This is a genomic window from Fibrobacter sp. UWR2 (assembly GCF_002210285.1).
GTDB lineage: Bacteria > Fibrobacterota > Fibrobacteria > Fibrobacterales > Fibrobacteraceae > Fibrobacter.
The window spans coordinates 335,518-361,202 of sequence record NZ_MWQE01000002.1 but is presented as its reverse complement, the minus strand read 5'-3'; the positions used below and the strand labels follow the sequence as shown (position 1 = coordinate 361,202).

Annotated in this window: 18 protein-coding genes; 9 read left to right on the top strand and 9 right to left on the bottom strand. The window is 53.5% G+C overall.

Annotated elements, in window-relative coordinates; all coding sequences use genetic code 11:
* Window positions 1-19 precede the first annotated feature (19 nt).
* Both B7994_RS05660 and B7994_RS05655 read left to right on the top strand, forming a co-directional pair.
* On the top strand, window positions 20-1,360 hold the full coding sequence (locus B7994_RS05660; RefSeq protein ID WP_088637487.1) for a class I SAM-dependent RNA methyltransferase: 1,341 nt from the start codon (window positions 20-22) through the stop codon (window positions 1,358-1,360).
* Between the two features lie 183 nt (window positions 1,361-1,543).
* The gene (locus tag B7994_RS05655; RefSeq protein WP_088637486.1) at window positions 1,544-3,166 is read left to right on the top strand and encodes a glycosyl hydrolase family 5; all 1,623 of its coding nucleotides are present in this window, start codon (window positions 1,544-1,546) and stop codon (window positions 3,164-3,166) included.
* Window positions 3,167-3,256: 90 nt separating this feature from the next.
* Here the strand turns inward: B7994_RS05655 and B7994_RS05650 are convergent, their stop codons facing one another.
* The 3 genes from B7994_RS05650 to B7994_RS05645 all read right to left on the bottom strand — a co-directional run bounded on the left by B7994_RS05650 (window position 3,257) and on the right by B7994_RS05645 (window position 8,579).
* Window positions 3,257-4,441: a nucleotidyltransferase family protein gene (locus B7994_RS05650; RefSeq protein ID WP_088637485.1), complete on the bottom strand. Its 1,185-nt coding sequence runs from the start codon at window positions 4,439-4,441 to the stop codon at window positions 3,257-3,259.
* Window positions 4,442-4,444: 3 nt separating this feature from the next.
* Entirely contained in the window at window positions 4,445-4,579 is a 135-nt protein-coding gene (locus tag B7994_RS14345) for a hypothetical protein (RefSeq protein ID WP_255396903.1), read from the bottom strand.
* A 139-nt stretch (window positions 4,580-4,718) separates the two neighbouring features.
* A complete protein-coding gene (locus B7994_RS05645) occupies window positions 4,719-8,579 on the bottom strand; it encodes an InlB B-repeat-containing protein (protein ID WP_158213085.1) in 3,861 nt (1,286 codons plus the stop codon).
* A gap of 378 nt (window positions 8,580-8,957) precedes the next feature.
* On the opposite strand from B7994_RS05645, the gene ilvD reads away from it, so the two are divergent.
* Window positions 8,958-10,817, top strand: coding sequence for a dihydroxy-acid dehydratase (gene ilvD, locus B7994_RS05640; RefSeq protein WP_088637483.1), 1,860 nt, complete (start codon window positions 8,958-8,960; stop codon window positions 10,815-10,817).
* Between the two features lie 79 nt (window positions 10,818-10,896).
* On the opposite strand, the gene B7994_RS05635 is transcribed toward ilvD, so the two are convergent.
* Both B7994_RS05635 and B7994_RS05630 read right to left on the bottom strand, forming a co-directional pair.
* Window positions 10,897-14,883 (bottom strand): response regulator, encoded by a 3,987-nt coding sequence (locus B7994_RS05635; RefSeq protein WP_088637482.1) that lies wholly within the window; start codon window positions 14,881-14,883, stop codon window positions 10,897-10,899.
* Window positions 14,880-15,950: an HD-GYP domain-containing protein gene (locus B7994_RS05630; RefSeq protein ID WP_088637481.1), complete on the bottom strand. Its 1,071-nt coding sequence runs from the start codon at window positions 15,948-15,950 to the stop codon at window positions 14,880-14,882. The genes B7994_RS05635 and B7994_RS05630 overlap by 4 nt, the downstream gene beginning before the upstream one ends.
* Window positions 15,951-16,137: 187 nt before the next feature.
* Between B7994_RS05630 and B7994_RS05625 the strand changes: the two genes are divergently transcribed.
* Window positions 16,138-18,018, top strand: a complete 1,881-nt coding sequence (locus tag B7994_RS05625) for a glycoside hydrolase family 43 protein (RefSeq protein WP_088637480.1) — start codon at window positions 16,138-16,140, stop codon at window positions 18,016-18,018.
* On the opposite strand, the gene B7994_RS05620 is transcribed toward B7994_RS05625, so the two are convergent.
* A complete protein-coding gene (locus B7994_RS05620) occupies window positions 18,015-18,602 on the bottom strand; it encodes a thiamine phosphate synthase (protein WP_088637479.1) in 588 nt (195 codons plus the stop codon). The two genes, B7994_RS05625 and B7994_RS05620, sit on opposite strands and share 4 nt — an antisense overlap.
* 33 nt (window positions 18,603-18,635) lie before the next feature.
* Between B7994_RS05620 and B7994_RS14045 the strand changes: the two genes are divergently transcribed.
* Genes B7994_RS14045 through B7994_RS05610 form a run of 3 tightly spaced genes read left to right on the top strand, consistent with a single transcriptional unit; the run spans window position 18,636 to window position 20,665 of the window.
* Window positions 18,636-18,809, top strand: coding sequence for a hypothetical protein (locus B7994_RS14045; protein WP_158213084.1), 174 nt, complete (start codon window positions 18,636-18,638; stop codon window positions 18,807-18,809).
* Window positions 18,810-18,818: 9 nt separating this feature from the next.
* Complete coding sequence (hflX, locus tag B7994_RS05615; protein ID WP_233143064.1) at window positions 18,819-20,066, top strand: GTPase HflX; 1,248 nt, start codon at window positions 18,819-18,821, stop codon at window positions 20,064-20,066.
* On the top strand, window positions 20,063-20,665 hold the full coding sequence (locus B7994_RS05610) for a phosphatidylglycerophosphatase A (protein WP_088637478.1): 603 nt from the start codon (window positions 20,063-20,065) through the stop codon (window positions 20,663-20,665). Before hflX ends, B7994_RS05610 begins: the two co-directional genes overlap by 4 nt.
* Here the strand turns inward: B7994_RS05610 and B7994_RS05605 are convergent.
* The 3 genes from B7994_RS05605 to fabF all read right to left on the bottom strand — a co-directional run bounded on the left by B7994_RS05605 (window position 20,662) and on the right by fabF (window position 23,488).
* Window positions 20,662-21,228 (bottom strand): fibrobacter succinogenes major paralogous domain-containing protein, encoded by a 567-nt coding sequence (locus tag B7994_RS05605; RefSeq protein ID WP_088637477.1) that lies wholly within the window; start codon window positions 21,226-21,228, stop codon window positions 20,662-20,664. The genes B7994_RS05610 and B7994_RS05605 overlap by 4 nt on opposite strands.
* A gap of 9 nt (window positions 21,229-21,237) precedes the next feature.
* A complete protein-coding gene (locus tag B7994_RS05600; protein ID WP_233143063.1) occupies window positions 21,238-22,185 on the bottom strand; it encodes a YfiM family protein in 948 nt (315 codons plus the stop codon).
* A gap of 73 nt (window positions 22,186-22,258) precedes the next feature.
* Complete coding sequence (gene fabF, locus B7994_RS05595; protein ID WP_088637476.1) at window positions 22,259-23,488, bottom strand: beta-ketoacyl-ACP synthase II; 1,230 nt, start codon at window positions 23,486-23,488, stop codon at window positions 22,259-22,261.
* 169 nt (window positions 23,489-23,657) lie between these two features.
* On the opposite strand from fabF, the gene orn reads away from it, so the two are divergent.
* Together orn and B7994_RS05585 are read left to right on the top strand one after the other, a co-directional pair.
* Window positions 23,658-24,203, top strand: a complete 546-nt coding sequence (orn, locus tag B7994_RS05590; RefSeq protein ID WP_088637475.1) for an oligoribonuclease — start codon at window positions 23,658-23,660, stop codon at window positions 24,201-24,203.
* 4 nt (window positions 24,204-24,207) lie between these two features.
* On the top strand, window positions 24,208-25,644 hold the full coding sequence (locus B7994_RS05585) for a penicillin-binding transpeptidase domain-containing protein (protein WP_088637474.1): 1,437 nt from the start codon (window positions 24,208-24,210) through the stop codon (window positions 25,642-25,644).
* Window positions 25,645-25,685: the final 41 nt, after the last annotated feature.

The following is a 25,685-nucleotide window of genomic DNA, read 5'->3' as shown; positions in this document are numbered from 1 at the left end:
ACACAGACTGTAGGTAAAGATGGAAGCGGCTCTCGAAAAACGCCTCAAGAGGCAGGTTATCGGGAAGCCGCATCTTTTTTTGGCAGTCGTTCCGCTCGGTTTCGAACAAACTCTCGCCGAAGAAATAGAATTTTGCCAACCGCGCGTTGTCGGAGACGGCAAGGTCGAATTCACCGCGAAAATCGTTGATGCCTGGAAAGCTGTCGCCTACACCCGCATCGCGAACCGCATCCTGATGCACATCGCCGATTTCAAGGCAGAAAACTTCCGCGAACTCGAGAAGAAGGCCACCGAAATCCCGTGGGAACTTTACTTGCCCGCAATGCCTTCCCAGGCTCCTTCCGGGCAGGCAACACTCGACATCCATGTTACCTGCAAGCATTCACGCCTGTACCACAGCGACGCCGTAGCCGAACGCCTTTACAACGTCATCGGAGAAAGCCTCCACAATTGTCACTCTGGAGCCGAAGGTGATAGAGTCAAAGCCGAAGACTTCCCGCAAAACATCTTCGTAACGCTCATCGACGACCGTTGCACTATCTGGCTCGACCTCGCCGGCGAGGAACTGTACAAGCGCGGACACGAGCGGCACGTCAACGACGCCCCGCTCAAGGAGACCATCGCCGCAGCGATGCTGTTCGAGATTTCCGCGCTCGTCGCCGCACCGATTACCCTCATCGACCCGATGGCAGGGAGCGGCACATTCAGTCTCGAGGCCGCATACATGGCAAGCGGGCTTATCCCCGGCGTGTGCCGCGACTTCGCGCTCAGGCACCAGCCTGCGTTCAAGCCCGCCACCTGGAACCACATAGTCACACCGAAGCGCAATGCCTCCCCCAGCGTCACACCGAAGCGCGAAGCGCAAGTGTGTCCACTTGCGGCAATCGCCACCACAGACATCTCGGAACGCGCAATAAGCATCATCCGCCACAACGTGGAATGCAGCCCGCTCGCCTCCGCACCACAAGGCAGGAACGCTCCGGCAATCGCCCCACAAGTCAAGGACTTCTTCACCTACACTGCCGAAGAGATTGCATGCGCATGCCCTGCCGGCTCGCAGCCTGCAATGGTCCTGAACCCGCCCTACGGCAAGCGCCTCGACTTTGACGCCCCAAAACTCTACACCAGAATCGGCAAAAAACTCGCAGAATTCGCCCACGATCTAAATACTGCGGGCAAGCCACTCACGGTCGCAATTCTTTCCCCCAAAGACGACACTCGAAATGGCGCGAAATACACCTGCACGGCAAACCTGCTGCAGGCATGCCCCGCACTCGACCCTGCACGTAACCCGCAGGTCAAGAAAATCATCACGAGCCACGGCGGAATCACCCTGAACGTTTTCATTGCAACTCTCTAGACGATTTTTTGGGTAAGAAAGTTACAGTTTTTTTACCCTGAAACAAATCCTCTCGCAAAGAGGAACACCTAGAGAACAGTTTGTCTTGACAGACATCACCCTAACATTTTTTTTACAACCTATTTTATATATATATATGTATTTTTTGGGCGGGAATATTTGGGCCAAAAACATGAGGTAATAATGAAATTTCCATATTTTAAAGCATTGCTGCTTTCCAGCGCCTTGGTGATCGCTTGGAACTGCTCCAACGACAATATAAGCACCCCTCCCCAGACTCCAGAACAGTTTAACCCTGTATCTACTGCCAGCTGGATTTTCACTGGCGACCAGAGCTACATTATTACACCGGGCGCAGGCGAATTCACCGTAACAGACAAGGCCGGCAACCCCGTCGGAACATACGATCCGGCAACAGGCATTTTTTCCGACGTAGCCGGTGCACCGATTGCATCCATCCCGGACCTCTCGCAACTTCCGGTAATCACCCCGGAACAGACAATCATTTACCCCGACGGCACGATTACCGACCTGTCGGGTAATGCCATTACACAGCCCACAGACCCATTCCAGGGCGGCGAAGAGCCGGATATTTCCAGCTCGGAAACTCCGGTTTCCCCGGCATCGTCTTCAACGATCGTACCGGAACAGCCCGTGTCCTCCTCGTCTGTCAATCCGGAACAGCCCAAGTCGTCTTCGTCTGTCAACCCGGAACAACCCAAGTCCTCCTCGTCTGTCAAGCCGGAACAGCCGAGTTCTTCTTCGACGGCACCGAGCACACAGTGTGAAGGTCAGTGCTACGATGCACCTTCGGGCAAGTGCGTTGCCCACTACGCAAGTCTTAAGGGCCCCCACGATGAACAGTACGCTTACGACAACACCTGCACTTTGAACTGCTATTACGACCCGAATGGCAAGGAATGCAAGAATATGGGTGCAACAACGCCTGCAAGCAGCGCAAGGTCCTCTTCTAGCAGCGCCAAGTCCAGCTCGAGCAGCGCAAAGTCCTCCAGCAGTGCAAAGTCCAGTTCTAGCAGCGCCAAGTCTAGCTCCAGCGTGCAGTCCAGCAGCTCGACACAGCTGACAGGCGGATGCCCCAACATCAAGACTGTCAATGGCGGTAAAACTGGTTCCGGCTGGGCAACCCGTTACTGGGACTGCTGCAAGCCCCATTGCTCTGTGCAAAACAATACCTCCTACCATTCTAGGCAATGCACCAACAAGGGTACCACCGAAAGCACTGACTGGAACGGTCAAAGCGTCTGCACCGGTGGTTCGATGATGGCCTGCACAAGCCAGATTCCGTTCACCATCGACGGCTGCTCCGATATGGGCTTCGCCTTCGCTGCCGTGCCTGCAAGTGATGGCGGCTCCTGCGGCAAGTGCTTCCAGCTGACCTTTACTGGCGAAGGACATTACAACTCGACAAACGCAAACACCAAGGCCATCAAGGGCAAGAAGCTCATCATCATGACGACGAACATTGGCGGCGACGTGTCGCAGGGCCAGTTCGATATCATGATCCCGGGCGGTGGCGTGGGTCAGTTTAATGGCTGCGCCAGCATGGGCTGGGGCGCACAAGGCCAGCAGTACGGAGGCCTCCTCTCCGACTGTGAAACGGAAAGCAACTACAATGCAGGCACCTATGCCAAATGCCTTACCGAAAAATGCGAGAAGGCGTTCAGCAATGACAGCAAGGCCAAGCAGGGCTGCATGTTCCTCGTAGATTACCTGCATTCGGCTGGCAACCCCGAACACAACTATGTGGAAGTGGAATGCCCGCAGGTGCTGAAAGACAGATACTAATCGAAATTACCCCATGTTGAAAAGGCCCCGGCTTATGCCGAGGTCTTTTTTATTTCGTCATCCCCGTGAAGACGGGGATCTAATATTTATTTAGAACAAATCGCGGATCGATGCCTTCCGGAGCTTGATGCGGATAGGTATCGAGCGGAATAAATTACGCCAGTAGAAGATCTCCGAGAAGATGACCTCGGTCGGGCCAAACGACCAGAAGCGCCAGGCTCGCCTACGCCGGTAGAACCATCTCGGAATCATCGAGAGGCGCTCCCCCTTCTCGTAGTACCCGAAGTTGCCGCCTCGGAGAATCTGTTCCAGCATCTGCTTGCCAAGCCGTTCGTCCGGAGCGCAGAGCATGCGTTCCCGTTCGAGCCCGAGCGTATTCCCGAGCACCCACATGAGGGCTCGGCACGTGTGGTAGAGGCCGAACTTGCGCAGCAGGCCGGCCAATTCCCTGCGGTCGTCTTCGGGGGCGTTCATGAGCAAGACGAAGTAGTCTACCACTTGCTTGAGCCCGATTCCGCCAGCAATAAAATGCCGCTGGACGTGCGAAAGCTGCATCGCGAGGGCGAACTTGATCGACGGCGCGCAGAAGCCCTCCGGAACAGCCTCCGTATGCTCGAGTTCACGGGCAAGGAAGCGCTGCAGCCGCCTGTTCGTAAACGGGTTCAAGTTCCCCGAAGACGGCCGGAAATGCACCTCGACGCTGACACCGTTCAACTTTTGCGCAAGATGCACATGGTGGCCAGAGACGGCCAGACGCCTTTTTGCCTCTACGTAAAGTTCCTCGCGCGATTTGTTGCGCGCAAAGAAGAACGAGCCCGTCGGTTCGGGCGACATCATCCCGAGTTCCTGCAGGAGGGCCACAACCTTCTCGCGCCCGCCATCGACCCAGATGTCGATATCGCCGCACTGCCGCATGAACTTGTCCGGGTAAAGGCGTGCGTTGGCCGCCCCCTTCAGGATGGCGGTACGCCTCCCCTGCTTCTGGAAAAGTTCGGTAAGGTTCGCGGCCTCGGTATTTATCAGGCGGTTATGCCCGCTGATAGCCTCCGCCTCGCTAGCCCACTGGAAGGCGAGGTCCAACGGCGGTCGCCGGTCCTTCGGGAGTTTGCAGATGCCCCGGTAGGCAATCCCCACGACCGAGAGCTTGGCCGCCAGGGAATACAAAAGAGACCACTCTTCAGCGGTCTCTACGTTGAAATTAGCACACTCCCCCTCGCCTGCACCGAATGCGAGCCGAATGAGGGTGAAGAGCCTATCCTCCAAACCGGAACTCAAGACTTAAGCCAGCGGGTCCTGTTCGTGAGGAGCGAAGGCTGTGTCACCATGAATATCACTTTCTTCAAGCAGATTGACTTGAGCCTTCAATTCAACAGTTTCCATTTCCGGAGCGATATAATCTTTCTTTTTATCCATCTTTTTCCTCTTGAATTAAGGACGGTCTTTAATGATAACGTCAAATGAATCAGGATCACTCTCACCCAAGAGTTTAACTCCGAGATCAAGGACCACTATTTTCATCTGAGGTACCATGTATTCCTTTTTTTGATCCATCCTACTTCACCATTACTCGTTTACCATTATAATAGTAAATTCCCTTGGCCGTTGGCTTGCTATTCAGCTTGCGGCCCTTCATATCGAACCAGTTATCGATCATCTTGATCTCGCCAGTAGCGGTATCCAACGTGCCGATGGCAGTCGTCTGCTCCGTTTCGCGGTCCACAATCACGACATCCAGCGTGCCGGGTACCGTTTCTTCGCCGATAGAGGCTGTGTTGAGCGCAACAGAGGATTTCGCCAATGTATAGCGACGTGCCTGCTGGTTCGCCACCTTAAGCAAGTATGCACGGAAAGGACGAGTGGTAGCACTAGATCCAATTCTTGCAAACGAACCAATCGCATTAGAATTTTCGGCCTGAGCCCTGAAACCATAAGCCCTTCCTAATTCATCAGCACGATCATTCCACTTTATATAGGAATAAGTACCGCGGAACTCCCACTTACCATCATCACTCGTCGAATTATTCAATTCGCTCGTGTTGAGAGCAACAGTCTCTCCTTCATCGAGATTGAACGCAAGTGTTGCCGCCTTTGTGCGAATAATGTAAGGAGTATTTGCCTGGAGAGTTCCCTTAGTCGACCAGAATTCAACAGTTTTGTTCGGGACATCAACTGCCTTGAGTTCATAAAAATCAGCAGAGGGAACCTTGCTCTTATCAATACTAAACGGCAAAACAATCGTAGAATACATCTTGTCCGATTCTGTTTCATTAACCGGGAATTCACGGCTGAAGTTTATAGAGCTCACGAGGACATTATCTTCAGGAGAAATTGTGCTCACATCTCCCGTAGACATACCATCGATTTCGGCAGTCAACTTTCCATTCTCGTCTTCGTAAACCTTGATGGCGCCGAAGTCGTTGACCAGGAACGGATAGACCTTTTCCCAGTTGGCGTAGAAATTGGCTTCACCCGAAGAACCAGCCGCAATACCATCAACATATTCAGTCGAATTCTCAGTTAGCGACCAGCCCAAGAAATTGTAGCCAGGCTTAGACGGACTGTTGAGATCAATCGGGAGTTCATCCTCAACCGTATACGTTTCCGGATTCGGCGTCTCGAACGTCGCACCTTCGATATTGTGGTAGACGATTGGGTACGCTTCTGGTATCCAGTGCGGATACAGCGTCAAGTTTGCGTTGGTCGTGTACGTTTCACCAAGTTCGTAAACTTTTTCGCCACCATCCGTTGTGGACCAACCGTCGAGGGTGTAGTTTGTAAGTACGAAATCTTTTATAGATGACTTAAAAGTATAAGAACTGTCCAAGAACTTCTTATCAGTTGTACTACCCAATTTACTATTCACGGCCTTCAATCTACTACCAGGATTGTAGATAATCGTGTTATACCATTTGGCATAAAGCGTCGTATCCTTATCTATACCCTGGAGATAACGTATAGAAGTCTTAAAAGTGGGCTCCAAATACCAATTATCCATCTTTACAGGGTCACCAGAAACAAACGCGTTCTGCAACGTAACCTTATATGGCCCGGTATAGGAAGTATCATTTCTATTTGTTACTTCAACACCATACACTTCATATGTAATCTTGTATGTATTGCAAACCCAATGCGGGAACAACTTGAGATTCGCATTATCAGCATACTTAGCACCAAATGCATAATCTACAGCATACCCTTCCTGACCATAATCCACCTTAGACCAGCCATCGAAAGTACACCCACCAACAGCGAACTGAGAAGGAGCATCCCTAAGCGTAATCGTGTCACCATAAGTTTTAGTAGTGCCGGGCACCGTTGCCGAAATCGCAGTCCCAGAAAGGTATTGGATAGTGTAGGTCGCAACAGTCCACTTGGCATAAATGGTCTTGTCGCCCGTAGAGCCTGAATCAATCTGAGTCGCAGGATTAGTCAGATTTGCATCATAGAACCAGCCTTCAAACTTGGAGCCTTCTTTGGTCGGAGCAGCAAAGACAATGTCGCCACTATTGACATTGTATGTAGTCAGATTCGTTGAGGCATTTGTGCCACCATTCAATTCATAATTAATAGAATAGGATTCAATTTCCCACCTTGCATGGAGAACCAGATTACCCTTTAACGAGTCAGCAAAGGAATATTCGTTTTCCTCTGTGCAATTTTCGACTTCACACCATCCGACAACCTTGTATCCATCATCCGTAATGACAGTATCGGGACGGGAAACCGTTTCCCCTTCAGTAACCATTCTAACAAAATGGACATCCGTCTTTCCATGTAAAGAGGCGTCGAAAGTGACGGAGAATGTCGGAGCCTTTGTCCAAACGGCATACAGGGTAACAGGTGCAGTCACATCAATAGCAGAGAGGTGAAGTGTATCCGTTTCGGCAACAGTATCATTCACATCAAATGATTTTGGCGCATAAGCCCAGCCGGTAAAGTAATATTTCACCTTATTTTCATCTGTTCCAATTTCATATACCGTGGGAACAGAAAAACCATCTACAGAAATCGTACCATGTTTTGCCACAGAAATAGTTTTCGTCTTGGTCGAATCAGGGAATTTCGCATCGGAAAAAGCTGTGTCGCAACCCGTGTTAAAGGTAACCTGATAGAAATCATACCAAACAGCATAAATAATCGTGGCAGCGTTCACAACACCAAGATCCGAAGGTTCTCCAGCATTCGCTGTCGTTGCCCATCCTGCAAATTTCTTTCCTTCACGGGTCGGCACACCAATTTCGTCCGCCGTGATAGTTGCATTCTTGACTAAAACTTTCGAGGTCTTTGCGCCAGAGGCAAACGATCCACCATTCGCATTGAATGTAATCTTATAGCCATCGGAACCATTCATTGAAACATTCGACTGTCCAACAGACCAAACTTTAGACGAGTCTCCGGTACATACACCTTCATTCCATGTACCACCATTCAAGTTACAAACAACATCTTCCGAGTTAAGATTATCGGTCGAATCGGCATTGAAAGTTTTGCCATTGGGCAACAAGCCTATGCCGGAGCACGCTTCACCTTCCTCCAAATTTTCACAGAAATCATCGGAATAGAACAAATCCTCGGTTTTAATGCTTCCTACACTTTCATAGCTGCCCGCAATGGCGCCAACGCTACCATCAACCGTATAAAGGCTATTTCCGGAATAAACGCAGGAAGACATATTGACCGTTCCACCATTACGGAGCGCACCGACAATACCGCCCACATATGTACTATCACCACTGGCGGTCACGCTTACCGAGCTGACGCAATTAGTGATGGTTATATTTTTCACGTTTCCAACGATGCCTCCGACACGGTTTTTAGCACCACTCGTTTCAATAGAACCGGACGCCACGCAATTCTCAATTGTACTGGCGTTATCGACCCAACCAACAAGAGTACCCACGGAAATAGGATTACCTTTTTCATTTCCTGTAGTACCGGCATCAATGGCCGCATAAATCCGAGCATCTTTCAAAGTCAGATTCTTGATAGTTCCACCATTCAGAACACCAACCAGGCCTATATTCTGTCCAAAAAGTTTTTCTCCATTCCTAGGTTTTTGGGTAACACTTGATGTGTCGTTATTATTGATTTCCGAACCATTGATATAAAGATTGGATATGGTAAAGCCCTGACCGTCAATAGTGCCACTAAATTTTTGTTTGTCACCTGCCGCAATTGGGATAAAAACCTTCCCCTGCATGTCTATGGATTGGGTCAACTTGACTTTTGCATTTGCAAAAGCGCTATTGCTGTGCCTCACCTTGCAAGAAATCCACGCCAACTCTTCCGGAGTGGAGATTTCATAATAATCACCTGTTTTTGTTACTGATTTCGTTAAATAGTCGCCCCAACCCGTGCCCGTAGCACAGTCAATAGCAGCAAACGCCTGCCCCACAAACACCAGGCAGAACATGAGGGTTCCTAACAACGCCTTAACACACTTTGAATTTGAAATTGAGAAAACCATAGTTACACCTCTTTTTTTTTGCCCAAATTTAGCATTTTTTATGTAAAATCACATATTTTTAGGAAAAAAAACAGAATTTGTAGCAAAAATCGTGACCCGAGTCACTTGCACAGGCGTTCACGCACCAAAATCCGACAAAAATTGTGTGATTTAGCGCAAATTTTGAATTTTTAGGGCCTTCACCACCCCTTCGGAGTATAAATCGGCCAAGGCGTCCCCTTTTTTCTACATTTCAGCACCAAACAAAGGCACACCCCATTAAAGATCCCCGGTCAAGCCGGGGATGACAATGTAAGTGGGGACGCCACATCTATGAGGATTATTATGCCGAAACTTCGTTCGCTCAAGACTATGGAAGGCCGTGAAATGGCCGGTGCACGCGCCCTGTGGCACGCAACTGGAACCAAGGTGGAAGACTTTGGTAAGCCGGTGATTTGCGTGGTGAACAGCTATACCCAGTTTGTTCCGGGACACGTTCACCTGAAGGACTTGGGCCAGGTGGTCGCCCGCGCGATTGAAGCCGCCGGCGGTGTCGCCAAGGAAATGAACACCATCGCCGTGGACGACGGTATCGCCATGGGCCACGACGGCATGCTCTACAGCCTTCCCTCCCGCGACCTTATCGCCGACTCCACCGAATACATGGCAAACGCCCACCGCGCCGACGCCCTCGTTTGCATCTCTAACTGCGACAAGGTGACTCCGGGCATGCTCATGGCCGCCATGCGCCTCAACATCCCCGCAATCTTCGTCAGCGGCGGCCCGATGGAAGCCGGCCACGTGACCACGAAGGACGGCAAGGACCGCGCCCTCGACCTGATTGACGCCATGATCGATTCCGCCGACAGCTCCGTCAGCGACGAAGACGTGGCCGCCATCGAAGCGAACTCCTGCCCCACTTGCGGTTCCTGCTCCGGCATGTTCACCGCAAACTCCATGAACTCTTTGACCGAAGCCTTGGGCCTTAGCCTCCCAGGCAACGGCACCATCGTCGCGACCCACGCCGAACGCAAGAAACTGTTCGAAGCCGCCGGCAAGCGCATCGTGGAACTCTGCCACCAGTATTACGATTTGAACGACGACAGCATCCTCCCGCGCAGCATCGCCACAAAGGACGCCTTCGAAAACGCCATGCGCCTCGACATCGCCATGGGCGGTTCCTCCAACACAGTGCTCCACCTGCTCGCCGTGGCCCAGGAAGCGGGTGTCGATTTCACCATGAAGGATATCGACCGCCTCTCCCGCAACACGCCGTGCATCTGCAAGGTGGCTCCGACCGTCCACAACATCCACGTGGAAAACGTGAACCGCGCCGGTGGCATCATGGGCATCATGGGCGAACTCGACCGCATGGGCCTCATCCACAAGAATGCAAAGACCGTTCACGCCGCTACCATGGGCGAAGCCCTCGAAGTGAACGACCTCAAGCGTAACCCGACTGCCGAAGCCAAGCAGCGCTACCTCGCAGGCCCGGGCCGCAAGTACAACCTGGTCGCCTTCTCGCAGAACTTCATGTACCCGGATCACGATCTCGACCGCGCCACGGGCGCTATCCGCGACGGCGAACACGCCTACACCAAGGACGGCGGCCTCGCTGTTCTGTACGGTAACCTCGCTGTCGATGGCTGCATCGTGAAGACCGCCGGCGTCGATGAATCCATCTTCAAGTTCACCGGCCCCGCCGTGGTGTTCGAAAGCCAGGAAGATGCCGTGAAGGGCATTCTCGACCCGAACGTGGTGAAGGCCGGCGACGTGGTCGTCATCCGCTACGAAGGCCCGAAGGGTGGCCCCGGCATGCAGGAAATGCTCTACCCGACCTCTTACCTCAAGAGCCGTCACCTCGGCAAGTCCTGCGCACTCCTCACCGACGGACGCTTCTCCGGCGGTACGAGCGGCCTCTCCATCGGCCACGCTTCTCCGGAAGCCGCCAACAAGGGTAACATCGGCCTCGTGCACACGGGCGATGTCATCGAAATCGACATCCCGAACCGCAGCATCAACGTGCAGCTCACCGACGACGAACTTGCCGCCCGCCGCAAGGAAATGGAAGCCCGCGGCGCCAAGGCTTGGCAGCCGGAACACCGCGACCGTAAGGTATCCAAGGCACTGCAGGCATACGCCGCGATGGCTTCGTCTGCCGACAAGGGTGCCGTGCGTGACCTCAGCCTTATCGGTGTGAAGTAATTCAGGTCTGGATCCTTCGGGGCTTCGCCCCTCAGGATGACGTTTTAGCGAAAAGTCGTCGATCAAACGGCGACTTTTTTTATCCCAGTTTCTTTTCAAGTTCGGCGAGCGTTTCTGCCGCTTCGCTGAATTCGTAGTCGTCCACCTGGTTCACCATCTTCTGTAACAGGGCTTCGATATCGCCATCGAATGCGATTCCTTCGTATTCGTCCAGTATGCGCTTGCACTTCGTCGACGAGCAGGAATCCAGCGCGACCTTGAGATCGCCGAGGGCAGACTTGAGCCTACCGGCAGCCTCCGGATCCTCGCGCTTTGATGCGACGACAGGCTGGTCCGAATCGACATCCTTGAGCACGACAATCAAGTCCTCGATGAGGTTGTGGAGAGCGGCCTCGAACTTGTTGTACTCCTCGAAGTTTTGCAGCTTCTGCGAAAGCGTCGCCTCCACGGCAGCACCGAGCGACTGCACATGGCTTGAACCGATTGTACCGCAAAGGCCCTTGATGGTATGCGTAATGCGGGTCGCCTCCTCGAACTTGGAGGTCTCCACCAACTTGCGCAGTTCGAAGTTGTTCCCGCTATAGTCTCGCACAAAGCCATGCAAAATCCTGACATAGATGGTCTTGTTGTTGTTCGCGTGGTACAAGCCGACAGAGGCATCGAAATCGCGAACCTTCGAGAAATGCGCTAGGAAGTTGGAATCGTCGTCTGCAAGTTGCGCGCTTCCGGTAGAAACGAGCGTTCTGTTCTGCGGTATGGCATTTTCCGACGCGATGGGCAGGTACTTCGCCAGGTCCTCGTAAAGGAGCGAGGGGTCGATCGGCTTCACTATATACGAGTTCATGCCGGCCTCGAAGCATTCTTCCTTGTCCTTCTGGAAGGCGCGCGCACTCATCGCAAGTATTGGCACGTTCCTGAAATACTCGTCTTCCTTGTCGCGGATTTCCTTCGTGGCGGTAAGGCCGTCCATGATAGGCATCTGCAAGTCCATGAGCACGAGGTCGAACGAACCCGGTTTCAGCAGGTCGAGGGCTTCCTTTCCGTTGTTCGCAATCATGGTGGTAAGGCCAACCGTGTTCAGGAGCGACGTAGCGAGTTCCTGGTTCATCAGGTTGTCTTCGACAAGCAGGATCTTCGCCGGCTTGAAGTAGATCTTGCGGTTTTCCTTCTTGATGGCCTTCTGGTACGTGAGCTTGAGGCCCAGCGCCTCCTGGAGGGAACTGAGAATCGAGCTAATCTGCGGCGGTTTAGGCAAGCAGCTGTTGTAGCCGAGCATCAGCGCCGTCTCGTGTTCGCTTTCCTCGAAGTGCAGCGGGTGCATGAGAATCTTCGGCACAATCTGCATCGACTCCGGAATGCCCTTAGCGAAGTCGAATCCGGTCTCGAGGCCCATCTTGTAGTCGACAATAAAGAAGTCGTACGGATCCTCGCCCGCCTCCTCGTGTGCCTGGATAAGGTCGAACGCCTCTGCCGCAGAGCAGGCTTCTTCCACAATGCAGTGAAGTTTCGTGAGGATATGGCGCAGCACCGCACGCATATTGGCACAGTCATCCACGAGCAGCACGTTCTTGCCATCGAAGGTATGCACGGACTTCCACTTGGGTTCGCCCGCCTGCGGGGCAATCGGAAGCGAGATGCTGAAGAAGAACCGAGAGCCCACTCCGGAGGTACTTTCGACCTGCATCTTGCCGCCCATGAGTTCCACGAGCGATTTGGAGATGACAAGGCCGAGGCCCGTTCCACCATACTTGCGCGTAGTGGAACCATCGGCCTGCGTAAACGCGTTAAAGAGCCTGCCCAACTGTTCGGGCGTCATGCCGATACCCGTATCCTTCACGCTGAAGGCCAGGCGGACGTTCTTCTCGGTAATGTTCTCGAGTTCCACCTTGAGCGTGATATCGCCCTTCTCGGTAAACTTTGTGGCATTGTTCACGAGGTTCGTGAAAATCTGGGATAGACGCAGCGGGTCGCCCATGAGCGTCTCGGGAATATCCGGGTCCACATCCACGATAAGTTCAATCGGACGCCCTGCAATGCGGACTTCGGCAAGCGAGGCCACCTCGCTGATGACATCCTGCAGTACGAACGGCGTAACTTCGAGTTCCTGCTTCTTCGCCTCGATCTTCGAGAAGTCCAGAATGTTGTTGATAATCCCGAGCAGCGACTTGGCCGCATGGCTTATGCGGTCGACAAAGCCGCGCTGGCGTTCGGAAAGGTCTGTTTCGGAAATAAGGTGCGCCATGCCGATAATCGCGTTCATCGGCGTGCGGATTTCGTGGCTCATGTTGGCGAGGAACTCGCTCTTCGCCTGCGTGGCCTGCTCCGCGATTTCACGGGCCTCGATAATTTCGGAAATGTCGGTCATCGAGAACATGTAACCGACCACGGCCTCCTCGGCCTTTAGCGTCACCGCCTCGCCGCGGAACCAGATTTCGCCGTGGCCCTCGTTCGAAGGCAACATAAACGAATCCTTCCACGTTTCGCGGTCACGGAACGCCTTAACAAGTTCCTTCATTACGTTGTCAGGAATGCCGCAAGAGGCAAGTTCGGTAAGCGAAAGCCCGATAAGTTCGCGCCAGTCCTTCTGGAAAATATCGCCCAGCTGCTTCGACATGTACTTGATATGTAGCGTGCGGTCGAAAATCATGAGGAACGAGCGGTCGGCAGAAAGCATGATGGTATCGAGAATGGTATCCTTCTGGATGCCGCTCGTCGCATCGTCAATCATGAACAGGTAGCGGATACTGCCATCGTCTTCGGAAAGGAACTGAAAGAAGATATTCCACCAGTACTCCTCGCCTTCCGAGTTCTTGACCATCACGATGGTCCTGCGTTCACTCGGATGCAGTTCGCCGCCAAGGGCAACATGATGCGCAAATTTCTTGAACTGGTCCGAGGGAATATACTTCCACAGGGCATCGCCCTTGATATCTTCGCCCCCACCGGTAAAGAACTCCACCACATTGCTGCTCGCCTGCAGAATGTCGAAGGTCTCGTTCGTGAGGATAAGCGTCATGTTCGGGCTCGAAAGCAGCGTATCGAACAGCGAACTCGAACTCACGCTGTCCTTTAGGTCCTTCTCGATAAAACGCTTGAAGAGTATCCGCGCGGCAAGACCCGCAATGGACATGAGCACAATAACCGCCAGGATAAGCGCGAACTTGATTCCCTGGAAGCGTTCGTTGAACTTGGCGACCACGGTATTCTGGTGCAGGATACGGACCAGGTAGTACGGGTTCTTCGTCATCGCGGAAACGATAAACACGAAACTCTGGCGGTGGTTCGTCGTCTTCTCGAAGCGGACTACGTTGCCGTTACCGTACATCAGGAGCGAATCCACGTCCACTTCGCTCGTCACCATGTCGAGCAGGGCGTTAATACTGTCCAGGTCGATCTTGCCAAGGTTCGTCTGTTCAGGATAGTAGGCAAATATATTGCTGCTGTTGTCGAGCATCAGGATAATGCCGCCATCGGACTTGTCGATGCCATCACTCATGGCCTGGCTAAGCATCTGCATGTCCAGGTCTTCGGCAACGACACCCTTGACGCGGTTGTTCTTGTCGCGGACGGCCTGCGAAAGGGTCAGGACCTGCTTATTGAAGGCCTTGCGCATGGTGGGGCCCGTAATGGCCACTCCCTTGTTTCGGGAAGCCTCGAGGAACCAGTCCTTGGTACGGAACTCGGACACGCCCTTATCGAGCGTGTTGCCGCGGGCACTGATGTACTCGCCATCGGAAGACCCGTAGAACATGTCGAGAATGCGGTCATCCTTCAGGATACGCTTGCCAAGCGTGGCCTTTGCATTCTGCTTGTTGATAGAACCGACATTCGAGATGAACTTGCTGAATTCGCCCTGGTACTTGTTCAGGATATTCTCGCAGGCCTCGACGGTCTTGTGGAGGCGCATCTCGGAACTGCTGTAGGCTGTAGAGATAAGCGTGTTTTCAAGGTAGAACAGGAACGCAAAAACAAGAAGAACCGCCGCTATGACAAGCGGTACCATGTAGACAATCGAAATACGCCAGCTGAGCTTGCGGCGCTTTGAATTCACTAAGTTCCTTGTCAACGATTCTGGTCCTTAAACTGTTCGTAAATCCTGGGCAAGTCTTCGGCAATAGTCAGGAAGGCATCGACAACATCCGGGTCGAACTGGCTCCCGCGAGCAGCGACAATCTCGTCTACGGCAAAGCGGTGCGGGTACGCCTCCTTGTAGGGCCTGCGTGAAACGAGGGCATCGTAGACGTCGGCCACAGCCATGAGGCGCGCGCCAACGGGAATCTCCTCACCCTTGAGCTTTCGCGGGTAGCCTTCGCCGTCCCACCTTTCGTGATGCGCCCATGCGATATCGGCGGCAATCTTCACCATCGGGTTATCGTGCAGTTCCTTGGTGGCATCCATGAGCACGTCGTAGCCCATTTTCGGGTGCTTGCTCATGATCTCGCGTTCCTGCTCGTTAAGTTTTGCAGGCTTGCGCAAGATCTCGTCTTCGATACCGACCTTGCCGATATCGTGCAGCGGGGCCGCAGTCGCGTAGTAGTCCACGTACTCGCTCGAAGGAATCGCCTGTGCGAACTTCGGGTTCTTCTGGAGGACCTCGGCCAGGCGCTGTACAATGACCTGTGTACGCTTGATGTGCTCGCCCGTCTCGGGATCGCGGAATTCGGCCAGCGAGCCAAGACTCGTGAGCATGACCTTCAGGGTACGGCGCAAGTCCGCCGTCTTCTCGTCGACAAGTTCATGCAGATGGTCGCGCTGCCGCTTGTATTCCAGTTGGTTCTTCACGCGCAACAGGACAAGTTGCGGGTTGAAGGGTTTCCCGATATAGTCTACGGCACCCAGGTCGAGACCGGTCTGCTCGCTCTCGTTATCGGATTTTGCCGTCAGGAAAAATACAGGAATATCCTTGAGGGTGTCCATCTCCCTCATGACTTTCAAAGTTTCATAACCGTTCATTTCGGGCATCATTACATCGAGAAGAATCAGGTCCGGAAGGACCTTTTCGGCAATTTCTAGCGCCTTTTTCCCGTTTTTTGCCACATAAACGTCATAAAAATCCATCAATACGTTTTCCAGGACCTCAATGTTGGTCTTGGTGTCGTCAACAACTAAAATCTTGGCTCTTGCCTGTTCCATAGCCCAAATATATGCTTAAAAATCAAAATAAATCAACCTATTCTATTCCAAAATGGAATATGTAAGATAAAAAGCGCGTAAAAATGCGATTTTGCTCCCAATGGACAATTTTTCTATACAAAATAGGGTTTTTTCAGGAAATTTACGCATCCTGTATATATATTGTAGAGGATACCGGGAAAAGAGTATGAACCAACGCATTTTATGTACAACACTCACCATGGGCGTGGCCTTCTCCACAACGGTCCTTGCCCAGGAAGATGTCGTCGCCCCGTTCTGGTGCGCAGTCGACAGCGTAAGCATGAGCTTAGGCAACACGGCCAAGGACCTCTATACCGACCTCTCCCTCCTCGATACGATTAAGATTGCCGGAGAGACCTTCCCCATCACGTGGAAAAGCAGCGATACCCTGTTCCTCACCCATGACGGACACATCAACGGAAGGTTTGTCGGAGAAAACAAGGAAGTAACCCTCACGGCGACCGTCCACGACGGCCTAAGCACAAAGACGCAGGATGTACCGATCAAGGTCTCCATCCACGGGTACGAGCCCTACTCCAACTACCTTTTCGCGTATTTCCCGGCAAACAACAACGAAAACATCTATTACGCCCTCAGCAACGACGGCTACAACTTTACCGCGATAAATAACGGGAACCGCGTGGTGGGCGCCGACACGGTAAGCATCAAGAAGGGGCTCCGAGACCCGCACGTGCTGCGAGCGCCCGACGGCTGGTTCTACATGGTGAATACCGACATGAAGAGCGCCGAAGGCTGGGCAAGCAACCGCGGCATGGTACTCATGCGCTCCCGCGACCTCATCAACTGGGAGCACAGCACCGTACACTTCCCCGAAAAGTACAAGGGCAAGAACTTCGCGAACGTGACCCGCGTGTGGGCCCCCGAAACATTCTGGGACGACACCTACGATAACGGAGACGGCACCAAGGGCCGCCCGCTCGTTTATTTTTCGCTGTTAACCAACGACGGCACCATCAGCTACGACAAAGTATTTTACGCCTACTCGAACAAGAACTTTACCGATTTGGAAGGCGACCCCATACACTTCTTTGACCGCGGAAAATCCACCATCGACATGGACATCGTCTACAACAAGATAGACGGGCTGTACCACGCCTTCTACAAGAATGAGGGCGACGGCGGAATATGCAAGGTGACCGCACAGACGCTCCTGCCCAAAAGCGGAGCCGCCTCCGGGTCGCAGTGGAGCAAGCCCAGCAAGGCCCTACAGCAGACGACCGAGGCCGTAGAGGGCGCCGGAGTATTCAAGCTCATCAACCAGAATTCCTGGATACTGATGTACGACTGCTACAACAACGGCCATTACCAGTTCACGAGCAGCCCCGACCTCAACACTTTCACGTTCGTGCAGAATACCGAAATGAAGGGGGCTTTCACCCCGAGGCACGGCACGGTACTCCCGATTACAGCCGAAGAAACCTCTGCCCTCCTGAAGGCCTTCCCCTCCAAGGATTTCGAGCCACGCATTATCGACATACCCGATTCCATCGGCGTGTGTGATGGCAAAAAGATCGTAGGCCCATGCAGCGGCACGAAGATTATCCCCTACGTAAAGGTCGGCGAAGACGGCTGGAACGAAACCCTCGACTTGAAGGTTGCGAAGGGCGCTACGGTGCAGTTCGGCCCACACCCGTGGGACGGCAAAATCTGGAGCTGGGAAGGCCCCAGAGGATTCAAGTCCACCACCCGCGAGAACACGCTCAAGAATGTAGACGGCGACTATAGCGGCTACTACACCGTGACCTACACGAACGAGACCGGCTGCAAGAGCCAGGCAAAAATCAAGCTGGTCGTAGACGACCCTGACAAGCCGTATAAGGAACCGGATACCACTACAATCCGTATCGTAAAAGATACAGGCAAGAACGTTTTCGACCTCAAGTTCATGGGCAAAGTCGTCCGTACGGAATACTTCAGCATGAACGGCCAAAGGCTCAATGCAAAACCGGATAATGACGGCGTATATATCAAGAAAGAAATTCTGGATAACGGAATGTCGAGAATTTCAAAAATACGCAACCGCTAGATATTGCAGGCGTGGCTGAGCTTGACGAAAGCATTTACCGGGTCGGCATAGTTCCAGACTCCACCGAGTACGGAGATTCCCTGTAGAGGAAGTTTCTTGATTTCTTCCAGATTTTCGTGGTCAATGCCCCCGAAGGCGATGGCCTGCAGGCTTTTTTCTGCTAATTTATCTGCCAGACCACCGAAATCGAGTGTCTCGACCGGTTCGTAGACGGATTGCGGCTGGAATACGGGGCCAATCAGGGCTCCCACGACCCATTCAGGGAGCGATTCCAGCTGTTCAAGGCTGCGGCATAGCGCGATGCAATTGATACGCTTCCAGCGTTCGGGGATTTCGCCTGCAAGCACGGAAGCTTCGATGATGCAGCCCCGAACATCCAGGCGTTCCGCCATGTCGGGTGTTCCACGCACCCAGATGCGGTCGCGGTATTCCATCGGGAGGGCCATGAGCCAGCGTTCGTACTGCGCTTCGGTCGCATTCCTTTTGTGGAGAATAAGGCGCGTAAGACCGCGCTTGAACATCTCCTCGATGTCGTCAAACTCCGCGGAAAAATCGTCAGGGGATGTCGAAAGCCACAACCTCATGTGCAGTAATATAGAATTTGTTATATTCTGCGCATGGCTGAAATGGACAACAAGGATTTTGATACACCCAAAACGGATGTGCCGGATAATAACGTGCAGGGCCAGAATGCACCGGATTTCGCGAAGCTCGCCGACGCCGCCTCGCCCGAAGGCAGCAGCATCAACAGCGAAGACTACTGGTTCCTGAAACTGAACGGAAATTGCTAGATAGGCAGAATGAAACAGCCCGCAGAACATAAGCAAGAAAAGGAACGCTGCATCCTCGTGGGGATTTCGACCCCGAAAGTGCGGAACTGGATGGCAAGCGAACAGCTCGCAGAACTCGGGCGACTTGCCGAAACCGCAGGCGCAGTCGTCGTCAAAAGTTTCCTGCAGCGCGTCCAGAACTTCAACCCGGCTACCCTCATTGGCGAAGGCAAGGTGAACGAGGTCAAGCGCGCCCTCGAAGAAGAAAACGCGAAGATGGTCGTATTCGACGACGACCTTTCCGGCTCGCAGGTAAGGAACCTCGAACAGCGCCTCCCCGGAATCAAGGTGCTCGACCGTACGGGCCTCATCCTCGACATTTTCGCAAAGCACGCCATTACGGCCGAAAGCCGCCTGATGGTGGAAGTCGCCCAACTGCAGTACATGATGCCGCGCCTCACCCGCGCCTGGACGCACCTTTGCCGCCAGCACAATGGCGGTATCGGCACCAAGGGCCCGGGCGAAACCCAGCTGGAAACAGACCGCCGCATGATCCGCAAGCGAATCCAGGAACTCAAAAAGAAACTCGAGAAAATCGAGGAGGCGCGCGAAAGCCAGGCCGAGAACCGCAACGACATCTTCCAGGTGGGAATCGTGGGCTACACGAACGCCGGCAAGTCGACGCTCACCAACCGCCTGACCGGTGCGGACGTCTATGTGGAAGACAAACTGTTCGCCACCCTCGACAGCACCACGCGCAAGCTATTCCTCGATGGCGAGAACATCATCCTTTCCGATACCGTCGGATTTATCCGCAAGCTCCCCCACAACCTCATCGAGACCTTCAAGAGCACCCTCGGGGTGGCCGCCCACGCCGACTGCATCCTGGAAGTCGTCGACGGAAGCGCGCCGGATTACCGCGAGCACCTCGAAGTCACGCACAAGACGCTCGAAGGCATCATCAGCAAGGAAACGCCGCGCCTGCGCGTATTCAACAAGGTGGAAGTCGCCTCCGAGGCGCGCCGTACCGAACTGTTGCAGAACTATCCGGAAGCCATCCAGATAAGCGCCAAGGAAAATATCGGCATGGAGAGGCTGCGCGCCGCTTTCAAGGAGCAGCTGGAAAACTGGAAAAAGAAGCGCGAAGTTCAAGCCGAAAAAATCAAGGAAGTCGTAGAATCGCCCTGGCCGGCACACCCAGCCGAAAGCGTTTCGGACAAGAGCATGAACAGCAACCGCGACGAAAACTGGCGTGAACCGGGAATTTACGAAGTATGAACAAGGAAGAACTGAAAGAGAAATACGGGAAGAAGCGCGTACCCCATGAATGGCGCAAGACGGACTGGCTTACCACGCTTGTCGTGACGTTCTTCGGCTCGGGAATGAGCCCGAAGGCCCCCGGCACCATGGGAAGCCTTGCCGCAGCGATTGTCGCCTACCCCATGACAGTTCTAGCCTGCAAACTGTTCGAATTCGAATCCTACATATTCGTCGGTAGCGAAATTTTTGGTCTGTTCATAAACTTCTTTTTCCTGGCCGCCGCCCTTGTTGTGTTCTTTGCCGCAATTCCATTCGTAAATAAGGCGATGAAGGATACCGGCACCGAAGACCCGGGCTGGATTGTCATCGACGAAGTCTGTGGCGTCTTTATGGCACTGGCTTTCATACCCTGTAGTTTAATTGACGAATACCCTGTCTACCTGGCCATTGCTTTCGGGCTGTTCCGCTTCTTCGATATCCTGAAACCGCTCGGAATACACAAGATCGAAAAACTCCCGGGAGCATGGGGCGTGATGGCTGACGACCTTCTCGGCGGTCTCTATGCGGCAATCGTGCTCTGGCTCGGGACCATGATTGCCTTTCTCTTCAGTTTCTAGTAATTCTTGAGGCAGCGCACGGAATACATGTTGCTGCTCACGTCGAATTCCACCGCAAAATCGCCCGGAGGGGCCAGGTGCCAGCCATAGGCATCGCCGTCCTCGGCCGTGGAACTCCAGAAATGCGCGGAAACACCCAGTTCCAGGTATTCGTCGGTCGCCTTGCCCGCAGGCACGACATCGAACCCGTAACGGTCGCTGCCATCCCACTTGTCGCGGGACTTTAGGCTCATCCAGGCAGCCTCCTTGCCGTCACTGTCCTCGATAAACGTGCGGAAGCGTTTCCATTCGTCGTTCTCGGGCAGGTGCCAGCCCGCAGGGCACGCCTTGTTTGCCGCCTCGAACGTGTAGAGACGGCCATACTTCTTGCAGTTCTCAGGCTTATCCGCATAGCACGCGCTGCCATCCACATTGTAGGCAAGGTTCTCCGCAAGCCACGTGCGGCTTCCGATAACGACCGTCCTGTAGGTCTTGCCGTCGCGGCTGTCGCGGAACGTACCCGTCTGCGGGAGCGCAAGAACGCATGTTGCAAGCAGGCAACCGGCAATGAGAATCTTCTTCATGCGAGCCTCCTAGAACTTTATCGGGTAAAGCAGGTACCAGTTAAATTCCGGATAAACCTGTATTGCCGGGGCCGGAAGTTTAAAGTAGTTCAGGTACTTGATAAACGTACGCGCCATACGGCTCTGCGGGCGGAACGCTTCCAAGTCGTAGTCAAGCGCCAGGTAGACTTCGCGATGCCTTTCCTTGTCTGGTGCATGGAAGTCCATCGCCTTTTCGTCAATGCTCAAGCCTGCGGCAAACGCAAGCCAGCTCGGGTAATACTTCCGCACACTAGCGGGCAGCAAGCGGTACGGCTTGAAGGACGCCCAGAAAGTCTGGTTCACATAGTCGTCGGTAAAGACGGCATCGCCACGATGAGTTGTCTTGTCGTAAAAATATGTTGAATTTATCCAGTAACTCCACTTGAGGTCTACATACTTGAACACGGGAACGTAGCGCTCGGCCATCGGCCAAAATCCACCCAGGGTTCCCGAAAGCACATCGAAAATGCTGAATCCCCAGGCAGGCGAATAGCCGTCCTTCACGTCGATGGCGATATGCGTTGCCATCGCGGAGAGGCCTGCGAAAAGGTACGACTTGAATTCGGAAAGGCCCGCCCAGCGGTAACCTTCGTAAAAACTTTCTCCGAGAATCACGCCTGCGGCAAAATGGCCAAACTTGTCAAGATTCAGCGCATACTTGAAATCATTCTCGAAATGGAAATGGCTCGAATCATTGTCCCACCATCCCTTTGCGAATACAAAAATGTAGGCTGCCGCATAGGAAGAAAGCGCAACTCCACCGACGGTCCCCACTTTCCACCAGGAAATATCAGATTTAATGTCGACGGAATCCTCACTGCGGTAATCCCATGTGGAATCGCGCCATGTCGGCGGGTCAAAAGGAGCCGCAATGGACTGCCCGGCAAAAACAGCCAGGACGCAAGCAAGGAATATCCATGTCGAAAGACGTTTCACAGCCGCAAAGATAGAAAAAGAAAAGCCCTGGAGACTGAACTCCAGGAGGCTTTACTAATGTGGAATGTGTGAACTAGTCGCGGGCCAGCAGGAGCACGCTGTTCTGGCCACCGAAGCCGAAGCCGTCGGACAGGGCGTACTTGAAGGAGTGCGACACGTTCTTGTTGGCGCAGACATCCAGGTGGATGCGTTCGTCCTGGTTGAACACGTTCTTTGTCGCATGGATCATCTGGTCCTGCAGGGACTTCACCGTGATGATGGCTTCGAGGGCACCGGCGGCACCGAGAGCGTGGCCAATCATGCTCTTGGAGGAGTTCACCTTCAGGCTGTCGCGCGCACCAAAAACCTTTTCAAGTGCGGAACATTCAGCGACGTCACCGAGCGGAGTCGATGTACCGTGGGTATTCACGTAGCCAACGTCGTTCGGGGAAATTCCTGCATCGCGGAGTGCCATCTCGATAGCGAGACGCACACCTTCGCCGTCTTCACGCGGGGCGGACATATGGTGCGCATCGGCGCTCATACCTACAGCAGCGACGCGGGCCAGGATGTTGGCACCACGCTTCTTGGCGTGAGAGAGGCTCTCGAGCACGAGGATGCCGGAACCTTCACCCATCACGAATCCGTCGCGGTCCTTGTCGAACGGGCGGGAAGACGTTTCCGGGTCATCGTTACGCTTGGAGAGGGCATGCATATTGGTAAAGCCGGCCAGGGCGAGCGGGTTCACCGTCTCATCGGTACCACCGGCAAGCATGATGTCGGCACGGCCCAGACGGATAGCGTCGTAAGCGGCAGCGATGGAGTGGTTCGAAGTTGCGCAGGCAGAAACGACTGCGAAGCAGGGGCCCATCCAGCCAGTGCGGTTGGAAACTTCGCCAGCAGGCATGTTCGTAATCGACATCGGGATAAAGAACGGCGAAACACGGCTCGGGCCACGGGTACCCCAGGTCACCGCATTGTCGGTATAAGTAGCCATACCGCCGATACCGGCACCGATAATCACGCCAGAACGGGAGGGATCTTCGGCCTTCGGGTCAATACCCGCATTCTTCAAGGCCTGGAAGGCGGAATAGACCGCATACTGGATGCACTTCGAGAACCTGGACTGGTCTCTGTTGCTGAAAAATTCGGAACCGTCAAATTCCTTGACCGCAGCCGCAATCTGGACAGGCAGTGCAGAAACGTCAAACCTGTCAATCTTGGCAATGCCGGACTTGCCCTGCAAAAGGTTGTCCCAGAGAATGTCGGGGGAATTTCCAAGGGCCGAAACACAGCCCATACCGGTGATAACTACTTCTTCCATAGTATTTTCCTGTATAACAAATTAACGAGCGCGAATATAGCAAATAATTTTCTTACATTAAAGTGTTTTTATTCTCATCCGCTAAGTTATTTGATAGATAGCCAAAATAGATGATAATTGACTAATATACGGTTCAAAATATCCATAAAAAACTACATTTGCAGTCAATATGGCAAAAAAGAAGAGTTCCCATAACCTTGTATGGATGGACCTTGAAATGTCCGGACTCGACCCTGAAAAGGACGTCATCCTGGAGGTCGCGACCATCGTCACCGACGCTGACCTGAACATCCTTGCCGAAGGGCCGGTCATCGCCGTACACCAGAACGAAAACGTTTTCGAGTCGATGGACGAATGGAATACAACGCACCATACGGCAAGCGGGCTCGTGGACCGCTGCCGCCATTCGCGGTACTCCACCGCCGACGCCGAGCAGGTGACCCTCGACTTCATCAAGCCCTTTACCGAAAAGACAAAGAACGTGCTCTGCGGGAACTCCATCACGCAAGATAGGCGATTCATGTACAAGTACATGCCGAACCTTTCGAACTGGCTCTGCTATAGGAACATCGACGTAAGTTCCATCAAGGAACTCACGTTCCGCTGGTACCCGAAACTCGAGGAATTCCAGAAGGAAAAGCGCCACGAGGCCCTGAACGATATCCGCGAGAGCATTGCCGAGCTCGCCTACTACCGCAAGACTATTTTCAAGTAACCCGATGAAATATTACTACGACCCCCAGAACCGACTCCCCTACAAGAAGAGATTACGTAACCGCTGTATTGCTATCGCCATTTTTGTTGCAGCCTGCGCCCTGATTGGTTCGTGCATATTCAAGAGCGGCGAAAAGGCGACGAAACCGACAGGATTCGTCGTAAACGGCAATGATCCTACGGCGACATCCAAAGAATGGATCAAGGACACACTCCGTGTGGATTCTTCCATCATCGATTCGCTCAAGGAAGCGCACCGAGCAATCAAGGTGAGGGATACATTAACCGAGTCCGCAGCAAAGAGCCTTTTTTTCGGCGAAGCCAAGGCATCAATGGAAGCCGCCACTGAAGCAGCACCGAAAGAAATCGATTCCGCATCCGCAGATACCGCAGCAAAATCAATTCCTGAAAACGACCCCGTAGATTCCGTACATATCAAGGCCCAGAAGGACGTGTTCCTCGCCGAGAAAATCGACAACATGCTCCGCCGTTTCAGGCCCATGCACAGCGCCATCCTGGTCGTAGAACCCAAGAGCAACGAGATTATCGCCTGGGGCGAGACGAAGGATTACAAGGTGCAGAACAGCCCCGACTATTTCGTGAAGGGGTCGTTCCCCGCGGCCTCGCTCGCAAAAACCATCACGATTGCCGCCGCCATGGAAAGCAACCGCTACTCGCTCAACTCCCCCATTCCGGACAGGGGCGCACACCATACGCTGTACAAGAACCAGCTGCGCGTGCCCGAAAACTACAGCGGGCCGACAATCGAACTGCAAGACGCCTACGCGAAGTCCGCAAACCCGCCGCTTGCCATCATCGGGATGAATACCGGTGCAAAGCGCCTCCGCGAGGCCGCAAGGAACCTTGGTTACAACATGAACTTCCCGGGCGGAATTCCAGGACGCTCCGTCTACAACCCGCCCGACAGCGGTTACGGGCTTGCCGAAGCGAGCTGCGGATTTACCGAAGCAACGACCCTCACGCCGCTCCTTGCCGCAGCGCAGGTACGTTCCATCTTGATGAAGCAACCGCTTGAAATCCCGTGGGCTAAGGACGTGCCCGGTTACGCCCCGAAATCGCGTATCGCGCTCGATGTGGGCAAGTTCAGCGAGAACACGTACTACGGGCTACGCCAGGCAATGATCCGCTCCGTCACGAACGGGACCGCAAGGAAGCACATTTCGACACGCAACATGGCCCGCAAGAACTTCAACGCGCTGAACATCGGCGGAAAGACGGGTTCGCTCGACGGGCAGGATCCATACGGACGCTACGAATGGTTCATGGGGTTCGCGCAGTCGAAGGACGACCCCTCGAAATCCATCATCGTCGTCATCATGCAGGTGCATGACCTGCAAGGCTACCGCTCACAGCCCGCATGCCAGGTGGCCGCCATGATAATGAACTACTGGGCACACCAAACCCTCTGGCCAAAAAAATAACGCGCGGCAATTACTAGATTTAGAACAAAATACGAGGACAA